Here is an 18,003-nt window from a genome sequence, read left to right as displayed (position 1 = left end):
GCGAAGGCGGACGCGAGCCGGACCCTGACGCAGCCACCCCTGCGGGTCCGCAGCTCCCCGCCCGACCGGCGTCTCGTACCCCTCCCCCTTGGTGAAGAAGGAGCCGATCACCCATGGCCGAGACGACCGTCCGCCGCCGAGTCCGCCACGTGTCCCGTACCAGCGAGAACGACCGCAAGAACGCCGCAGCCGCCCTCCAGCGGGCCCTCGACCGCCGGGACAACGGCGGCGAGACCGGCCACTGAGACCGGGTCGCCGAGACCGGCCGCCGAGTCACCGGGAGCCGCATCCTGGTAGACACGGGGTGTCCGTATCGCGGACGCCCCGTGTCACCCCCTGGGACCCGGGGCTAGGCTGCCGACATGTCTCGCAGCATCGATCTCGCAGTGATCCCCGGTGACGGCATCGGGCAGGAAGTCGTGGCCGAGGGCCTCAAGATCCTCTCCGCCGTCCTCCCGGAGGACGTGAAGCTGGAGACGACGGAGTACGACTTCGGCGCCAAGCGCTACCACGCCACCGGTGAGACCCTCACCGACGCCGACCTCGACTCCCTCAAGAACCACGACGCCATCCTGCTGGGCGCGATCGGCGACCCCAGCGTCCCCTCCGGCGTCCTGGAGCGCGGCTTCCTCCTGAAGCTCCGCTTCGCCTTCGACCACCACGTCAACCTGCGTCCGTCGAAGCTCCTCCCCGGCGTCGCGACCCCCCTCGCCGGCCAGCCCGAGATCGACTTCGTCGTCGTCCGCGAGGGCACGGAAGGCCCGTACACGGGCAACGGCGGCACGATCCGCAAGGGCACGCCCCACGAGGTCGCCACCGAGGTCTCCGTCAACACCGCGTTCGGCGTCGAGCGGGTCGTCCGCGACGCGTTCGCCCGCGCCCAGGCCCGCCCGCGCAAGAAGCTCACGCTGGTCCACAAGAACAACGTGCTGACCTTCGCCGGCCACCTCTGGACGAACATCTTCAACCAGGTGGCCACCGAGTTCCCCGAGGTCACCACCGACTACATCCACGTCGACGCGGCGACGATCTACCTCGTCACCGACCCCGCCCGCTTCGACGTCATCGTCACCGACAACCTCTTCGGCGACATCATCACCGACCTCGCCGCGGCCGTCTCCGGCGGCATCGGCGTCGCGGCGTCCGGGAACATCAACCCCTCGGGCGACTTCCCGTCGATGTTCGAGCCCGTCCACGGCTCGGCCCCCGACATCGCCGGCCAGGGCAAGGCCGACCCCACCGCCACGGTCCTCTCCGTCGCCCTGCTCCTGCGCCACCTCGGCTACGAGGCGGAGGCGGCCCGCGTCGAGGACGCGGTCAGCGCCGACCTCACGGAGCGCACCGGCACCCGCACGACCTCCGAGATCGGCGACGCCCTCGCCGTACGCGTAGCCGGATAGGCCCGCGCTGCCGAAGCCGTCGGGTCGCACACCTCGCGCCCGGCGGCTTTCGCCATTCCTCCGCCGGGTGACAGCATCTACTCCAGCCGCAATCACCCCGTTTCTCCCGAGCCGCCGGCGTCCGCGCGATAATCGAACGTGAAGCCGCGAAATCCGGGAGTGCCGTACGACGGTGTGCGCGGCCGTCACTACAACCGGTGAAGGACAACCACTCATGACGACGCCCACGATCGAGCTCAAGCCGTCCGCCAGCCCGCTGGCCGCCGCCGACCGCGAGGCCATCCTGAAGAACCCCGGCTTCGGCCGCCACTTCACCGATCACATGGTGACGATCCGCTGGACCGAGGGCCGCGGCTGGCACGACGGCCAGCTCGTCCCGTACGGCCCGCTCTCCCTCGACCCGGCGACGACCGTCCTGCACTACGCGCAGGAGATCTTCGAGGGCCTCAAGGCGTACCGCCAGCCCGACGGCTCGGTCGCGGTCTTCCGGCCGGAGAAGAACGCGAAGCGGTTCCAGTCGTCCGCGCACCGCCTCGGCATGCCCGAGCTGCCGGTCGAGACGTTCATCGAGGCGTGCGACGCGCTGGTCCGCCAGGACGAGGCATGGGTCCCGGCGCACGGCGGCGAGGAATCCCTCTACCTGCGCCCCTTCATGATCGCCACGGAGGTCGGCCTCGGCGTCAAGCCGGCCAACGAGTACCTCTTCCTCGTCATCGCCTCCCCGGCCGGCGCGTACTTCCCCGGCGGCGTCAAGCCCGTCTCCATCTGGCTCTCCGAGGACCGCGTCCGCGCCGTCCCCGGCGGCATGGGCGACGCGAAGACCGGCGGCAACTACGCGGCCTCCCTCCTCGCCCAGGCCGAGGCCGCCGCCAAGGGCTGCGACCAGGTCTGCTACCTCGACGCCGTCGAGCACAAGTGGGTCGAGGAACTGGGCGGCATGAACCTCTACTTCGTCTACGGCGACAAGATCGTCACCCCCACCCTCACGGGCTCCATCCTGGAGGGCGTCACCCGCAACTCCCTCCTCCAGGTCGCCCGAGACCTCGGCTACACCTCCGAAGAAGCCCGCGTCTCCATCGACCAGTGGCAGCAGGACACGGAGAACGGCACCCTCACCGAAGTCTTCGCCTGCGGCACGGCAGCGGTCATCACCCCGGTCGGCACGGTCAAGCGCGAGGGCAAGGAATGGCAGCAGTCCGGCGGCGAGCCGGGCGAGGTCACCTTGAAGCTGCGTGAGGCGCTGCTGAACATCCAGCGGGGGACGACGCAGGACAAGCACGGCTGGATGCACAAGATCGAAGGGTGACTTTTGAAGTGGGCGGGTACTGGTCTGTCTTTAGTCTTTTAGGGGCGCGGGGAACTGCGCGACAAGCCACAACGCACCCGCACCCGCCCACAAGTCTCCACCAGGCAGACGATTAGACGCCCCCCACCCCTCCCGCATACTGAGACACCCCCCACCCCCACCCGAATCCCGTGTAAGACTGCCCCGTGCCCTCAAACGTCACGATTATTAGCATCAAGCGCCGGTCATAGCTGAGCAAGCCGCACAGCGACCCGCGCAGACCTCTCGCACCCGCGAGGGGTCTTTTCGTTTTCCAGGAAGCACGCGACCCGCATCGAGGAGCCCCCGACCATGACCGCCACCGACACCGACGACTCGTTCCACGTCTTCGACACCACCCTCCGAGACGGCGCCCAACGCGAGGGCATCAACCTCACCGTCGCTGACAAGCTGGCCATCGCCCGCCACCTGGACGACTTCGGCGTCGGCTTCATCGAGGGCGGCTGGCCCGGCGCCAACCCGAGGGACACGGAGTTCTTCGCGCGCGCCCAGCAGGAGATCACGTTCAAGCACGCGCAGCTCGTCGCCTTCGGCGCCACCCGCCGCGCGAACGCGAAGGCGGCGGAGGACCCCCAGGTCAAGGCCCTCCTCGACTCCGGCGCCCCGGTCATCACCCTCGTCGCGAAGTCCCACGACCGCCACGTGGAACTCGCCCTGCGCACGACGCTCGACGAGAACCTGGAGATGGTCCGAGACACGGTCGCCCACCTCAAGGCGCAGGGCCGCCGCGTCTTCGTGGACTGCGAGCACTTCTTCGACGGCTACCGCGCGAACCCCGAGTACGCCAAGGCGGTCGTCCGCGCCGCGAGCGACGCCGGCGCCGACGTCGTCATCCTCTGCGACACCAACGGCGGCATGCTCCCCGCCCAGATCCAGGCCGTCGTCACGACGGTCCTCGCGGACACCGGCGCCCGCCTCGGCATCCACGCCCAGGACGACACCGGCTGCGCGGTCGCCAACACCCTCGCGGCGGTCGACGCGGGCGCGACGCACGTCCAGTGCACGGCGAACGGCTACGGCGAGCGCGTCGGCAACGCCAACCTCTTCCCTGTCGTCGCCGCCCTGGAACTGAAGTACGGCAAGCAGGTCCTCCCCGAGGGCAAGCTCCGCGAGATGACCCGCATCTCGCACGCGATCGCCGAGGTCGTCAACCTCACCCCCTCCACGCACCAGCCCTACGTCGGCGTCTCCGCGTTCGCGCACAAGGCGGGCCTGCACGCCTCCGCGATCAAGGTCGACCCCGACCTGTACCAGCACACCGACCCCGCCCTCGTCGGCAACAGCATGCGCATGCTGGTCTCCGACATGGCCGGCCGCGCCTCGGTGGAGCTGAAGGGCAAGGAACTCGGCGTCGACCTCGGCGGCGACCGCGAACTGGTCGGCCGGGTGGTGGCCCGCGTCAAGGAACGCGAACTGAAGGGCTACACGTACGAAGCGGCCGACGCCAGCTTCGAACTCCTCCTGCGCGCCGAGGTCAAGGGCAGCGCCCTGCGCTACTTCGAGGTCGAGTCCTGGCGGGCGATCGTCGAGGACCGCCCCGACGGCAGCCACGCCAACGAGGCCACCGTCAAACTCTGGGCGAAGGGCGAGCGCATCGTCGCGACGGCCGAGGGCAACGGCCCCGTCAACGCCCTCGACCGGGCCCTGCGGGTAGCCCTCGAAAAGATCTACCCCCAGCTCGCCAAGCTCGAACTGGTCGACTACAAGGTCCGCATCCTGGAGGGCGTCCACGGCACCCAGTCCACCACCCGCGTCCTCATCTCCACGACCGACGGCACCGGCGAATGGCAGACGGTGGGCGTGGCGGCCAACGTCATCGCCGCCTCCTGGCAGGCCCTGGAGGACGCGTACACGTACGGCCTGCTCCGCGCGGGTGTGACCCCGGCCGAGTAACACCCTCCGCACGACGGAACCCGGCCCACAAGGTCCTCGCCCCGGCCCCACAAGGGCCCCACGGCGGCGCTGCCCCCGGCTCCCCACCCCCTTTGTCCGATATTCGGGTAGCGTCGAAACCATGAAGGTCAAAGCCGCGGTCCTCCTGGGGCTGGCCTCGGCGGTCCTGGTGCTGCTGCCGGCGAACGCCCCACCGGCGAGATCGGCGACGGCCACGAGCCTGACGACGATCGCGCAGGCGCTGCGGGAGAACCCCGTCTACGTGGACCCGGCGGCCCGCGACCAGCTCTCCGGCCAGGACGAACGCGCTCTCGCGGACCGGATCGAGAACGCGGACAAGCCGCTGTTCGTCGCGGTCCTCCCGGCGGATTATCCGACCGCGTCCCTGTTCCAGAACCTCCGTACGGCCACGGGGATCACGGGTCTGTACGCGATCCGGCTGGGAACGAGGTTCGACGCGAAGGCGGACTCCCGGGTCCTGCCGGGAACGGCGGTCGCCAATCTCGTACAGAGCGTGCGCGGGACGGCCGAGGCCGGTACCCAGCTCACCGACTTCACCACCCGTGCCCTCACGAACATGAGCGGCAGGGCCCCGGCGACCTGGGGCTCCCCGGACGACGGCGGTGTCTCGACGGCGGGACTTGTCACGGCGGGCGGAGTCCTCGCCGCGGCGGGCGGCGGCGCCTACCTCCTCGTACGCCGCACCAGGCGCCGCAAGGAGCAGGAGCGGCAGGCCGCGCTGGACCGCCTCCGGGTCGTCGTCGACGAGGACATCACCGCGTTCGGCGAGGAGCTGGACCGCCTGGACTTCCACCCGGCGGAGAACGGCGCGGACGACGCGATGCGCGCCGACTACGAACGCGCGCTGGACGCGTACGACACGGCGAAGTCGGCGATGGCGGCGGCGACGAGGCCGGACGACGTCAGCGCGGTCACCCGGGCGCTGGAGGACGGCCGCTTCTCGCTGGCCCAGCTCGCGGCCCGCAGAGAGGGCCGTCCCCTCCCCGAACGCCGCCCGCCCTGCTTCTTCGACCCCCGCCACGGCCCCTCGACGACCGACGCGAACTGGACCCCGCCGGGCGGCGCCCCGCGCCAGGTCCCGGTCTGCGCGGCCGACGCCACCCGCCTCGCGGACGGCCGCGACCCGGTGATCCGGGAGGTCGACAGCGACTACGGCCGCCGCCCCTACTGGGAGGCCGGCCCTGCCTACGGCCCCTGGGCCGGCGGCTACTTCGGCGGCGGCCTCCTCCCCGGCCTCCTCGTCGGCACGATGCTGGGCGGCCTGCTGACGACCCCGTCGTACGCGTCCGACTTCGGCACCTCCGGTGAACAGGGGTACGGCGGCGGCGACTTCTCCGGCGCCGACTTCAACCCCGGTGACTTCGGGGGCGGGTTCGGGGACGGCGGGGGTGATCTCGGGGGCGGGGGAGGGGACTTCGGCGGGGACTTCTGAAGCGGGCGCGGCCCGGGACGCGACAACCCCCGGGAACCGTCCCGGGGGTTGTCGAGAGCTACGAGGGTGACGCGGCCGGCGTCAGAGGGTGCGGGCCGCCGCGGCGATCGCCGAGGCGAACGTGGAGACCTCGGTGTAGACGCCGGGCGCGTTCGGCTGGGCGCAGCCGTCGCCCCAGCTCACGATGCCGACCTGAATCCAGGCGTTGGCGGAGTCACGGCGGAACATCGGGCCACCGGAGTCGCCCTGGCAGGTGTCGACACCACCGGAGGCGTACCCGGCGCAGATCTCCTCACTGGGGACCAGGCCGCTGTAGAGCCCGCCGTACGCGCGGCAGGTCGCGTCGGAGATGAACGGCACGGTCGCCTTCAGCATGTACCGCTGCTGGGCCCCGCCCTCGACGGCCGCACCCCAGCCGGCGACGGTGAACGTCCCCGAGTTGTTGGCCGTGGTGGTCGCGATCGGCAGCGTGGCGAGGCCGGTGATCGGGGACGCGAGCTTGATCAGCGCCCAGTCCTTGCCGGTGCCGTTGTAGCCGGGCGCGCGGTAGACGTACGTCGAACGGACCTGCTGGCGGCCGGTGGTGGACTGGAGGTCCACGACACCCGCGGTCGCCGTGATGCTCGTGTTCGCGCCGGTCCCGCTCACGCAGTGCGCGGCGGTCAGCACGATCTGGGACGTGTACAGGGAGCCGCCGCAGCCCATGGAGAGCCGGACCATGAACGGGAACTCACCCTGCGCGGCGCGGGTTCCGCCGACGACGGGCGCGGGGGCGGCGGTCGCCGTGGAGAGGGGCTGGAGGCTGACCACCGCGAGGGTGACCGCGGCGGCGGCGATACATCTCTTGGCCAGCGTGACGAGCTTCTTCACCGTTGTGTTGCCTTCCGTGAGGGGGGTTGGAGCTTGACGGACCTGCAACGGGTACCGATCTCTGGCGTGGGCACGTCAAAGATCTTTCGGTGGATTATGAGAAAACGGTAAGTGTTCGCGCAAGGGGTGGGATCGAGCCGGGGGAGAGGCGGGATTCAGGCCAACGGCCCTCTCCTGGCCGCGTACCTCTCCCCGACGGCATGCCACCGACCAGGCGGAGAAGGGGAGTTGGCGACCGGCGCCTGATCGGGACGCAGCCCGAGGAGGCGCAGCGTACACGCCGTGACGAACACCTCGAACCGACCCCAACCGGGTCCGCACTTCAGATCGAGCCGTACCTCGTCCGGCGGAACCGGATTACGCGTCCCCAGCCAATTCCCTTGCCCTGGCGGCCTCTTCGGGCATGCCGGCGCGTTCGTAGGCTTCGGCGGCGGAACGGAACGCGGCGCGAGCCTCCCGTTTGCGGCGCAGTTTGCGGAGAGGCACGGCCAAGTTGAAGTGGGTCTCGCCGTGGATGGCCCAATCCCCGAGGGACGCGCTGAGTTCGCCCGCCGTGCGGAACGCGTCCGCCGCTTCGCGGAACCGTCTGAGGACGGTCAGGGTCACACCGAGGCCGCACCAGGACAGCGCGGCCTGGCGCTTGTCCACGAACAGCCTGCTCCACGCCAGGGAACGGGAGAACGCGCGCAACGCCTCGTGGGGTCGGCCGAGATCGCGGTGGATCACGCCGATGACACCCCAGGTACTCGCTTTCTCACGCCAGTTGTTGAATTCGCCGTTGAGTTTCAGGGAGCGGACGACATGGATCAACGCCTCGTCATGCCGTCCGAGACCCCGCAGCGCCTGCCCCAGATTGAAGAGCGGTTCCGCCAACTCCTCTCGCAGTCCGAGCGCGTCGAGTTCGGCGACCGCTTGGCAGAGGACGCCGCACACCTCTTCCGACGGTCCGCTCTCGAAGAGCGCCGCAGCCAGCCGAGCGCGAGCCATGGCCGCGTACGAGGGGTCCTCCAGGTGTGAGGCGTGGATGAAAGCCTCGGTGCGGGCGCTGAACGCCTCATCGGGCCGGTCCAGTCGGAGCAGGGCCACCGCGATGTTGCTCCACGCGCCGAACTGCCCCTCGCTGTCGCCGACGCGCTCGTACAACTCCAGAGACCGGCGCGAGACTTCGAGCGCCTCCGCGAACCGGTGCTGATCGAGCAGCGCGGCGGCGACACCGCTGACCGCGCTCGCCTCGTACTCGACGGCACCCAGACGGCGAGCGGTGTCCCGCGCGAGCGTCGACACGTCGAGCATGTCCCCGAAGGCGCGGCGAGAGCTGAGCTGGGGGAGGAGGACGAGCGCCGTCCTCAGCGCGAGAAGAGCCGTCTGCCGGTCATCGTCCTCGGCCCACCGCACCGCGTTCAGGATTCCCACCCGGTCGGCCTCGAACCACATGAGCGCCGCCAGCTCATCAGGCCGGTCGGAACCCTTGAGCATCAGATGGGCAGCCGAGAGCCGACCGACATAAGAGGTCAGCAGCCTCACCTTCGCCTCCCTCGCCTCCCCCTCCGACATCAACGACCCCGCGTACAGCCGCACCAGGTCATGCATCTCCCACCCTCGCCCCTCCGCCGGCACCCCCAACAACGAAGCCGCCACCAGATCATCGGCAGCCGCCGACCACTCCCTCCCCACCACCCCACCCAGCATCTGGCCCGCGACGGAGTCGATCACCGCCCCCGGCGCCACCCCCAACCTCCGGAACACCCGCGCGGATTCCTCCCCCAGCCTCCGGTACATCGCATCGAAGACCGGCCGCAACACCAGCGACCGTCCGTACTGATCCACCCCGTCCGCGACGAACACCCCGACCCGATCCCCCGCCTCCCGCAACTCCACCACCAACTCCCCGACCCCCAGCCCTCTCCGCCGCCGCAACACCGCACTCACGATCACCAACGCCAATGGCAACCGACCACAGACGTCCACCAACTCCCGTACGGCAGAGCCTTCTTCACGTACCCGAACATCCCCCTCCAGCCCCCGCTCCACCAACCCGCAAGCCGCCTCCACCGACAACGCCTCGACCACGACCGACCGCACGGGCAGCGAATCCAGCACATCCCGGGACGTCACCAGCACCCGATGTCCCACCCCCTCCCCGGGGAACAACGGCACCACCTGCTCGCTCCCGCCCGCGTTGTCCAGCACCACCAACACCGCGTCCCGGGAGGCGAGTTCGTTCCGGTAGCGGGCGAAGTCCCCGTCCGGCACCCCCAGGAGCGACGACACCGCCTGCTCCGGACTCACCGGAACCTCGTCGTACCCCCGGAGATCGACGAACAGCACACCCCCGGGAAACATCCCCCGCCCCCGAGCCTCATGCGCCACGGCCACGGCGAGTGCGGTCTTCCCGACCCCGGCGAGCCCGGACACCGAGACGACCCGGTCCCGCTCCAACGCCCCCAGTACGGCGGCGACTTCGGCCGCCCGCCCGGTGAACCCGGCGGGCGCGCCCGGCAGCGTCGACACCGGTCCGGCCGGGACACCGCCCTCGACCTTGCCGTACACCGGCCCGTAGAACGTCCCACCCCGAAAATCGATGTGATCCCCGCGCATCCCCCCATACTGCCGCCCGCGCACGGTAATTGGCTTGACCTCCACCCGTACCGCCACGGCACCCTGACCGGACCGACACCCCCTGGGAAGGCGTTCTCACTCATGCGTATCCGCTCCGCCGCCACCGAGGAGTACGACCTCTTCATCACCACCATGCACACGGCCTTCGGCCTCTTCCCGGGGACGCCCGCGGAGGACGGCGGGGGAGTGTGGTGGGCGGCCAACGAGAGGGACCGCAACCTGTTCGCCGTGACGGACGACGGGAAGCCGGTCGGCACGGCCGGCGCGTACACCTTCGAACTCACCCTCCCCGGCGAGACGTCGATACCGGTCTCGGGCGTCACCGCCGTCGGCGTCCTGCCCACGCACCGCCGCCGGGGCGCCCTCACCGCGCTGATGCGCCACCAGCTCACGGAGATCCGCGAGCGCGGCGACGCCCTCGCCGTCCTCCTCTGCTCGGAGGCCCTGATCTACCGCAGGTTCGGCTACGGCCCGGCGACCTACACCCACGAACTGACCGTCCCCCGCCACCGGTCGGCCTTCGCCCGCCCGCACACGGCGAAGGGCACGGTCGAGGTCCTGCGCCGGGACGACTGCGTGGAGATCATGCGGGAGGTGTACGACCGCTACCGCCGCGCCCGGCCCGGCGCCCTCTCCCGCCCCGAGCACTGGTGGACCACACGCGGCGGCCAGCCCCCGATCGCCCCGGCCCCCCGCTACATCGCCGTCCACCGCGACGAGGACGGCACCCCCGACGGCTACGCCAGCTACTCGCTGGAGAGCGGCACGCTGACGGTCGACGAGACGATCACCGGCGACGACGAGGTCTTCGCCGTCCTCGCCCGCCATGTCCTCGACCACGACCTCGTCGAGAAGGTCGTCCTCAAGCACCTCCCGCCGGACCACCCCCTGCGCTGGCGGTTCGAGGACTTCCGGGCCGCCGAGAACGGCAACCACATGGACTGGCTCTGGGTCCGCGTCCTCGACGTCCCGCGCGCCCTGACCTCACGGAGCTGGTCCACGGACGGCGAGCTGGTGCTCGACGTCGACGACCCGTTCCTGGGGGAGCGGGAGCGCTGGCTGCTGACCGTCACCGACGGCAAGCCCGAGTGCGTGACGACGGACCGGGCGCCCGATCTCTCCCTGGACATCAGCGACTTGGGCTCTGTCCTCCTCGGCGGCACCACCCCCGGCACGCTCGTCCGCGCGGGCCGCGTCCAGGCACACCACCCGGACGCGGCTGCCCTCGCCGACGCCCTGTTCCGCACCGACCGCTCTCCGCACTGCCTCCACTGGTTCTAGAACCCCGAAGTCCCCTCTTCTCCCACGCCCCTCGCTCACGCCCCCTTGGCGAACCCGATCAGCGTCTCGAAGTCGATCGCCCCGGGATCGCCATGGGTGTTGTGACAGAGCAGCCCGTCCGCGACGTACGTCCGCGTGCTCGTCGACAGCGACGCGACCGGCTGCTCACCGATGTGCTCGACACCGAGGACGGCGGTGTCGGCCGAGCCGGTGACCGGGGCGCCCTCCCAGCCGCTCGCGGGCCGTGTGCGCAGGATGCGGTGGCGGAAGGGGGAGAGCTCCTTGCTGGGGACCCAGCGGACCCGGCCGTCCTCGCGGACCAGCCAGGGATGGTCGTACGAGGCGGTGATCTCGGTGTCGGCGGTGGTGATCCGGCAGGAGTCCTTCACGCCGGGTTCGTTGTGGGTGACGGTGCCGGGGCGGAAGGCGCGGGCTCCCGATTCGTCGAACGACACGATCTCGTCGCCCACGCGGAGGTCGCCGGCGCGCTGCCAGGTGAGGTCGGCGCGCAGGACCGGGGTGTCGGGGTGGACGCAGTTCTCGGGGACGTGCATGTGGCCGCAGACACCCCGGAAGCCGTTCCAGCGGTCGAAACTCATGCGCTGGCCGCTCCTGTTGCCGGCCGAGGCGGGGTACGCGGGCCACACCGACGGGCCGCGCAGGGGGACGCCGTGCTCGGTGTGCATCCAGGACAGGAAGCGGGCGACCTCGCGCAGCGCCCACTCGGGGGCCTGCGGCCAGTAGAGGTGCGGGGTGCTGTTGCCCTTCCACTTGCTGTGGATGTCGGGATCGCAGGTGCCGACCAGCTCGACCTGGCACACGTTCAGCGTGTTCGTCTGCACGCCGCCCGGGGCGTTCACCAGGGCCCGCGAGGAGACGTCGATCTGGAAGTGCTGGTACCAGCGGAGCTTCTTCGCCGCCAGGTCGGGCAGCGCCGTGAGGTTGGGGGCGGAGGCGCCGCCCTGGTAGTCGGGGAGGTTGCGGCCCTCCGTCGTGTGCAGGACGACGACGTTGACCTCCATCCGACTGCCGCCGTACTTCGTCTGGTACCAGTGGCCGCGGTCCGCGCCGGGGTAGATCTGCGGTCCTGTCATCTTGCTCAACGCGCCTCCCGGAGCCGTGTTTCCGAGCCTGGGTGATGCCCGGAATACGGACGGGAAGTCCTAGTTGGTTCCGATTGCCAGGAATAGACAGAAACTGCCCCGGGGGACCGCCGGAGTGATCGACTCTCAGCTCTTCTTGATCGCGGAGATGTCGAAGTTCAGCTTGATCTTGTCGGACACCAGGACTCCGCCCGTCTCCAGCGCGGCGTTCCAGGTGATCCCCCAGTCCGAGCGGAGGATCTCCGCCTTGCCCTCGAACCCGACGCGCTCGTTGCCGAACGGGTCCTTCGCGGCGCCGTTGAACTCCAGGTCGATGCTGATCGGCCGGGTCGTGCCGAGGATCGTCAGATCGCCGGTGACGCGGTAGTCGTCCCCGCCGAGCGACTCCGCCTTCGTCGAGCGGAACGTCATCGCCGGGAACTCCTCCGTCTTGAAGAAGTCCGCGCTCTTCAGGTGCCCGTCCCGGTCGGCGGAGCCGGTGTCGATGCTGTCCATCACGATGTCGATGGAGGCGGTGGACGCCGAGGGGTCCGAGCCGTCGAGATGCAGCTCCCCGCTGAACTCGTCGAACTTGCCCTTCACGTTCGTCACCATCGCGTGCCGCGCGGTGAAGCCGAACGTCGAGTGCGCCTGGTCGATCGTGTAGTCGCCGGTCAGGGTGGCCAGGTCCGCGCCCGTCGCCGGGGTCTCGGAACCGTCGTCGTTCTTGCGGCCGAAGATGCCCATCAGGTCCTCCATTCAACTTCCTTACCGTGCTGACGAAGCTACTCTCGGTCGCTGAAGATCGCCTCAAGAAGGGGGATAAGCTCACCCGTGTCACTCCACTGACCGCACCCGTGTGACCCGCGTCTCACGCCGCGCCTTTGTGGAGCCTCGACAACGCCGAGCCCCCCTGAGCAGTCGGAAGCCGTGCACCCGCCCCCGCTTATGTTCAGGGGTACCAGGAAAACGGGCCGGAGACTGTACGGAGTCGACGTCTCGGAATGCTTGGCGCGCTTCGTAAGGTCGCTACATGACCGTTTTGGAAGAAGCGACGGGTGAACCCACGGACGCGCGGGGCCGCGTGGCCGAGCTGCACGAGATCCGTGCGCGTGCGGTGGCGGGTCCGAGTGAGAAGGCGACCGAGGCGCAGCACGCGAAGGGCAAGCTGACGGCCCGCGAGCGCATCGGGCTGCTGCTGGACCCGGGTTCCTTCCAGGAGGTCGAGCAGCTGCGCCGGCACCGGGCGGTCGGTTTCGGCCTGGAGGCGAAGAAGCCGTACACCGACGGTGTCATCACGGGCTGGGGGACGGTCGAGGGCCGTACGGTCTTCGTGTACGCGCACGACTTCCGGATCTTCGGCGGGGCGCTGGGCGAGGCCCACGCCACGAAGATCCACAAGATCATGGACATGGCCATCGCGGCGGGCGCGCCCCTGGTCTCCCTGAACGACGGGGCGGGCGCGCGTATCCAGGAGGGCGTCTCGGCGCTGGCCGGGTACGGCGGGATCTTCCAGCGCAACACGAAGGCGTCGGGGGTGATCCCGCAGATCTCGGTGATGCTGGGCCCGTGCGCGGGCGGCGCGGCCTACAGCCCCGCCCTCACCGACTTCGTGTTCATGGTCCGTGAGACGTCGCAGATGTTCATCACCGGCCCGGACGTCGTGAAGGCGGTCACCGGCGAGGAGATCACCCAGAACGGCCTGGGCGGCGCGGACGTCCACGCGGAGACGAGCGGTGTCTGTCACTTCGCGTACGACGACGAGGAGACCTGCATCGCGGAGGTCCGCTACCTCCTCTCGCTCCTCCCGCAGAACAACCGCGAGAACCCGCCGCACACCGAGTCCACGGACCCGGTCGACCGCCGCAGCGACGTCCTCCTCGACCTCGTCCCGGCCGACGGGAACCGGCCGTACGACATGACCAAGGTCATCGAGGAGATCGTCGACGACGGCGACTACGTCGAGATCCACGAGCGCTGGGCCCGCAACATCATCTGCGCGCTGGCCCGCCTCGACGGCCAGGTCGTCGGCATCGTCGCCAACCAGCCCCAGACCCTCGCCGGCGTCCTCGACATCGAGGCGTCCGAAAAAGCTGCGCGCTTCGTCCAGATGTGCGACGCTTTCAACATCCCGATCGTTACTTTCCTGGACGTACCGGGCTTCCTCCCCGGTGTCGACCAGGAGCACGGCGGCATCATCCGCCACGGCGCGAAGCTCCTGTACGCGTACTGCAACGCCACGGTCCCCCGTATCTCGCTGATCCTGCGCAAGGCGTACGGCGGTGCCTACATCGTCATGGACAGCCAGTCCATCGGCGCGGACCTCACCTACGCCTGGCCCACCAACGAGATCGCCGTCATGGGCGCGGAAGGCGCCGCGAACGTCATCTTCCGGCGCCAGATCGCCGGCGCCGAGGACCCCGAGGCGATGCGCGCGCGCATGGTCAAGGAGTACAAGGCCGAGCTGATGCACCCGTACTACGCGGCGGAGCGCGGCCTCGTCGACGACGTGATCGACCCCGCGGAGACCCGCGAGGTGCTGATCAAGTCCCTCCAGATGCTCCAGTCCAAGCACGCCGACCTGCCGTCCCGCAAGCACGGCAACCCCCCGCAGTAACCCTGCGGAAACCTCTCTCACGGAGACTGAGACTTATGACCACCGCAGACATCCGCGTCGAAAAGGGCAACGCCGAGCCCGAGGAAGTCGCCGCCATCACGGCGATCCTCCTCGCCCGCGCCGCCGCCCGCCCCGCCGAGTCCCCGGCCCACCGAGGCCGCGTCAAGGCCGGCTGGCGCCGCCTGGAACGCGAGAACGGCTTCCGGGCGCCGCACAGTTGGCGCTGAGCTGAGCTTCGACGGCCCTGTCCTCCTGTTCGGGAGGGCGGGGCCGTCAGCGGTATCTGACCTGGACGCCGGGGATGTCGGTGGGGCGGGGTGCGCCTCGGTCGACCTCGACAACCAGCCGAGGCTGACCAGGAGTTCGGGCCAGGGGAGCCAGGGCGGGGACTGAGCCGTCGAGCGTTCGGCTGTGAGTCAGGTCCAGTTTCCGCAGGTCGCGCAGCGACCCCAGGGGAGACAGATCGGCGGGCAGACGGCAGTTGTAGAGGCCGAGGTTGTGGAGCCAGGGGACAGAGGCGAGAGCGGGCAGCCACTGGCCGAGGTCGAAGTGATGCAGTTCGAGGCCGTTCAGTTCGGACAGGGACTCCAGGTCGTCCAGTCCGCGGGGAGCACCCGTGCCCTGGAGCACCAGCCAATGCCAGCGGCCTCGCGCGACCAGCGGACCGAGGTCGGTGCCAGGGGCGAACATGCCCAGCCCCAGCCCCGTCAGCCCTTCCGGCAGCGTGATCTCCTCCAGAGCGGGAAGCGAGCCCCACGCCTCCAACTGGAGGTTGGTCAGGCCCGTCAAGCCGTCCAGAGGCCGTGTGTCCACCAGCGGGAGGGCGTCGTCGCAGCACAGCACGAGGTTCTGTAGAGACGTGCGATTCCGCAGCGGGGAGAAGTCGTTCTCCCCGACCAGATGCGGCATCCAGAGCGTCTCCAGCTCACCGAGTTCCTCAGTGGCCCGCAACCCGCTCGTGAACGGGTAACTGATGTCGACACGACGTGCCTGCCGGAGCCGTGTCAGCGCCGACCACTGCGCCGGATGCCGAACCCTCAGCCAGGTCGTGTCCAAGGGGAGCCTCGCCAGCACCCTGTCCGCATACTCCCCGGCATCGAAGTACTCCCACGCATCGACCAGTTCCTCATGAACCCCGCCATCCGCATACCCCGCCAACCGCCCCAACGCCCCCGCACCCCCCACCAACGCCGCAGCCCGAACCGTCTGCCGAGCGGCCTTCGGCGTCAACCCCTCCAGCGTCTCCGGCAGATGAGCCACCAACGCGGGACCCACCCCCGCCAACGACACCGCCTCCGACTCCCGCCGAGGCGGCAACAGGGCCTGCACCGCCGCATCCAGCCTCCCCGAGACCTCGTCCGGCACCCTGCTCATCGTCTCCAGACAGGACGCGGCGAGGAGCCGTAACCGCCGTCGGTGCCGGGGTTCCCGGTCCGCGCGGTCGAGGATGCCGGCGATCAACTCCCGCCGCTGAGCCAGGTTCCCGTGCCCGGCCGCCATCACGATCGTCTCCCGCCACAGATCGAGATGCGCACGCCCGACGAGGTTGCCCATGTTGTCCTCGTCGGCCGCGTCCTGAGCCGCGAGGTACTCCTGAAAGGTGCGGTGGAGGAAGTCGACGCGACCCTCGACGGGGGACCGCAGCACACCGGACCGGGCGACCAGATGGTCCAGGACGGCGGCGCCCGGCTCCCCGTCCAGATGCCGCATCGAGGAGAGCCGGGCGGAGACGTACCGAACGGCCTGCTCCACCCCGATCTCCGTACGGTTGTTGTCGGACAGCCGCCAGGCGAGATTCCGCAGCACGCACAGCTTGTCCGGCAGCCCGAGCGGCGAGGCCAGCGCGCTCGGCACCCGCCGGTCCGCGTCCCGCCGCTGGACCAGTGTCTCCAGCGCGATGGCGTACAACTCCATCCGGTTGCGGGGGAGTCGGTCCCCCTTCACCAGATGCAGCGCGCAGATCAGCGCGGCGAGCAGCGGGTTCGCGGCGAGGGACCGCAGATGCGGCCGGTCCCGCAGACTTGTCAGCAACGCCCGCTCGTACGACGGCAGTTCCTCCACCGGACACGGCAACCCGTCCCCCTGCTCCCGCACGGCCCGATGCCACTGCCGTACGAACGCGGTGAGGTCGGCCGGCGCCATCCGGTCCAGCTGGAACGAGCCGAACCCCTCCGCCCGCAGCCAGTCCGTGCGGGCGGCGGACGGCCGCGACGTGACGATGGTCCGCACACCGGGGTAGGCGAGCAGCAGCCCCCGCAACCACTCCCGCACACCCCGGCGTTCGTCGGCGAGGAGTTCGTCCACCCCGTCGACGAGCAACAGCACCCGCCCGTCCCGCAGCGCACGGTCCACCCAGCCGCGCGGCATGTGCCCGGTGAGCGGACCGGCGACGCCGTCCAGGAGCGCCTCGGGGGCGGGCAGCGGCCGGCCCGCGTAACGGCGCAGCTTCACCAGGACGGGGATCAGGCCGTTCCAGCCGTCGAGGGAACCGGCGAAACCTCCCCGCGCCGCCATGACCGCCAGCCACTGCATCAGGGTCGTCTTCCCGGACCCCGCCTCGCCGCGCAGCAGCACCCGGGAGGAACCGGCGAGCGCGGCCTCCACCCGCATGCCGGTCCCCTCGGACTCCTGCCAGTCCCGAAGCCCGTAGCGAGGCAGCGGACGGCGCCGGACACCCTCGTCCCCGGAGGCCCGCAGACTGACGTACGCCACCGACAGCTTCGTACGCGGCGGCTGCTCCGAGGTGACCTGGAACAACTCGACCTCGTCCAGCGAGCGGCTCACCAGCTCCAGGTACTCCCGCAGGAACCCGCCGTCCTCGTCCGACCCGTCCGGCGCGTACAGCGACCGGGCCGGCAGCCGCTCCAGCACCCGGGCCAGCTCCGTCCCCAACGACGTGGTGCGGGAGAGGAGTTCACCCACCGCGCGCTCCGTGAAGACCGGCAATCGCCGCAGGATGCGTACGTAGCAGTCGCAGCACTCCGCGAACACCGTGTCGTAGTACCGCTCGGCGGCCTCACCGAGCCCCGCCGGCCGCGGGGTCTCCCGGCGAATCCGCCGCTCCAGCTCCACCGGGTCCGCGTCCGACTCGAACACCGACGCGTCGGAGAGGTCGGCGCGGGTGAAGGTGTCTGTCACCGCCGCCACCGCGGCCAGCCGTTCGTTCTCCGCGAGCCCCGCGAACTCGTGGGCCAGCAGCGGCTCCACGCGCGCCGCCACCGCGTCCGCGATCTCCTCGAACTGCCGCTCCACACTCCGCCGGGCCCGCAGCCCGGGCACCCGGAGCCGGATCAACTCCCCCATCCCGGCCCGGCGTTCCTGCTCCGACCGGCGACCGCCGAGCCACAGCCGTACGGCACTCGTCGCGACCGTCTGCCCGAGCCGCACCGCGGCCACTTCGACACTCATCCCCGTACCCCCCCGGACCGAGTGTGACAGGGGGG

13 protein-coding genes are annotated in these 18,003 nt (G+C 70.3%); 8 read left to right on the top strand and 5 right to left on the bottom strand.

All coding sequences use genetic code 11. The annotated features are described in order from the left end of the window. Positions 1-113 precede the first annotated feature (113 nt). The 5 genes from ABZX85_RS00620 to ABZX85_RS00600 all read left to right on the top strand — a co-directional run bounded on the left by ABZX85_RS00620 (position 114) and on the right by ABZX85_RS00600 (position 6,091). Complete coding sequence (locus ABZX85_RS00620; protein WP_010356915.1) at positions 114-245, top strand: hypothetical protein; 132 nt, start codon at positions 114-116, stop codon at positions 243-245. 117 nt (positions 246-362) lie between these two features. Beyond that, a complete protein-coding gene (locus ABZX85_RS00615) occupies positions 363-1,400 on the top strand; it encodes a 3-isopropylmalate dehydrogenase (RefSeq protein ID WP_355861157.1) in 1,038 nt (345 codons plus the stop codon). 214 nt (positions 1,401-1,614) lie between these two features. Next, the gene (locus ABZX85_RS00610; protein WP_355861155.1) at positions 1,615-2,706 is read left to right on the top strand and encodes a branched-chain amino acid aminotransferase; all 1,092 of its coding nucleotides are present in this window, start codon (positions 1,615-1,617) and stop codon (positions 2,704-2,706) included. A gap of 330 nt (positions 2,707-3,036) precedes the next feature. Continuing rightward, positions 3,037-4,638 (top strand): citramalate synthase, encoded by a 1,602-nt coding sequence (cimA, locus tag ABZX85_RS00605; RefSeq protein ID WP_355861153.1) that lies wholly within the window; start codon positions 3,037-3,039, stop codon positions 4,636-4,638. 121 nt (positions 4,639-4,759) lie between these two features. Then, the gene (locus ABZX85_RS00600) at positions 4,760-6,091 is read left to right on the top strand and encodes a hypothetical protein (protein ID WP_355861151.1); all 1,332 of its coding nucleotides are present in this window, start codon (positions 4,760-4,762) and stop codon (positions 6,089-6,091) included. An 81-nt stretch (positions 6,092-6,172) separates the two neighbouring features. Here ABZX85_RS00600 and ABZX85_RS00595 read toward each other — a convergent pair whose 3' ends face one another. Further along, a complete protein-coding gene (locus ABZX85_RS00595; protein ID WP_355861149.1) occupies positions 6,173-6,961 on the bottom strand; it encodes a serine protease in 789 nt (262 codons plus the stop codon). Between the two features lie 357 nt (positions 6,962-7,318). After that, the gene (locus ABZX85_RS00590; protein WP_355861147.1) at positions 7,319-9,559 is read right to left on the bottom strand and encodes a tetratricopeptide repeat protein; all 2,241 of its coding nucleotides are present in this window, start codon (positions 9,557-9,559) and stop codon (positions 7,319-7,321) included. Positions 9,560-9,661: 102 nt separating this feature from the next. Between ABZX85_RS00590 and ABZX85_RS00585 the strand changes: the two genes are divergently transcribed. Then, a complete protein-coding gene (locus ABZX85_RS00585; RefSeq protein ID WP_355861145.1) occupies positions 9,662-10,861 on the top strand; it encodes a GNAT family N-acetyltransferase in 1,200 nt (399 codons plus the stop codon). A 35-nt stretch (positions 10,862-10,896) separates the two neighbouring features. Here the strand turns inward: ABZX85_RS00585 and ABZX85_RS00580 are convergent, their stop codons facing one another. Together ABZX85_RS00580 and ABZX85_RS00575 are read right to left on the bottom strand one after the other, a co-directional pair. Next, positions 10,897-11,955 carry a Hint domain-containing protein gene (locus ABZX85_RS00580; RefSeq protein WP_355862278.1) on the bottom strand — a complete coding sequence of 353 codons (1,059 nt, stop codon included), beginning with the start codon at positions 11,953-11,955 and terminating at the stop codon, positions 10,897-10,899. A 135-nt stretch (positions 11,956-12,090) separates the two neighbouring features. Next, on the bottom strand, positions 12,091-12,690 hold the full coding sequence (locus ABZX85_RS00575; protein ID WP_355862276.1) for a YceI family protein: 600 nt from the start codon (positions 12,688-12,690) through the stop codon (positions 12,091-12,093). A gap of 286 nt (positions 12,691-12,976) precedes the next feature. On the opposite strand from ABZX85_RS00575, the gene ABZX85_RS00570 reads away from it, so the two are divergent. Continuing rightward, positions 12,977-14,560: an acyl-CoA carboxylase subunit beta gene (locus ABZX85_RS00570; protein WP_355861143.1), complete on the top strand. Its 1,584-nt coding sequence runs from the start codon at positions 12,977-12,979 to the stop codon at positions 14,558-14,560. 35 nt (positions 14,561-14,595) lie between these two features. Next, positions 14,596-14,787, top strand: coding sequence for an acyl-CoA carboxylase subunit epsilon (locus ABZX85_RS00565; protein ID WP_355861141.1), 192 nt, complete (start codon positions 14,596-14,598; stop codon positions 14,785-14,787). A gap of 46 nt (positions 14,788-14,833) precedes the next feature. Here the strand turns inward: ABZX85_RS00565 and ABZX85_RS00560 are convergent, their stop codons facing one another. Continuing rightward, positions 14,834-17,968 carry an NACHT domain-containing protein gene (locus tag ABZX85_RS00560; protein ID WP_355861139.1) on the bottom strand — a complete coding sequence of 1,045 codons (3,135 nt, stop codon included), beginning with the start codon at positions 17,966-17,968 and terminating at the stop codon, positions 14,834-14,836. Between the last annotated feature and the right edge of the window lie 35 nt (positions 17,969-18,003).

This window comes from Streptomyces sp. NPDC004539 (assembly GCF_040610055.1).
Classification (GTDB): domain Bacteria; phylum Actinomycetota; class Actinomycetes; order Streptomycetales; family Streptomycetaceae; genus Streptomyces.
The sequence above is the reverse complement of the archived record's forward strand: the minus strand, read 5'-3'. Positions and strand labels throughout refer to the sequence as shown.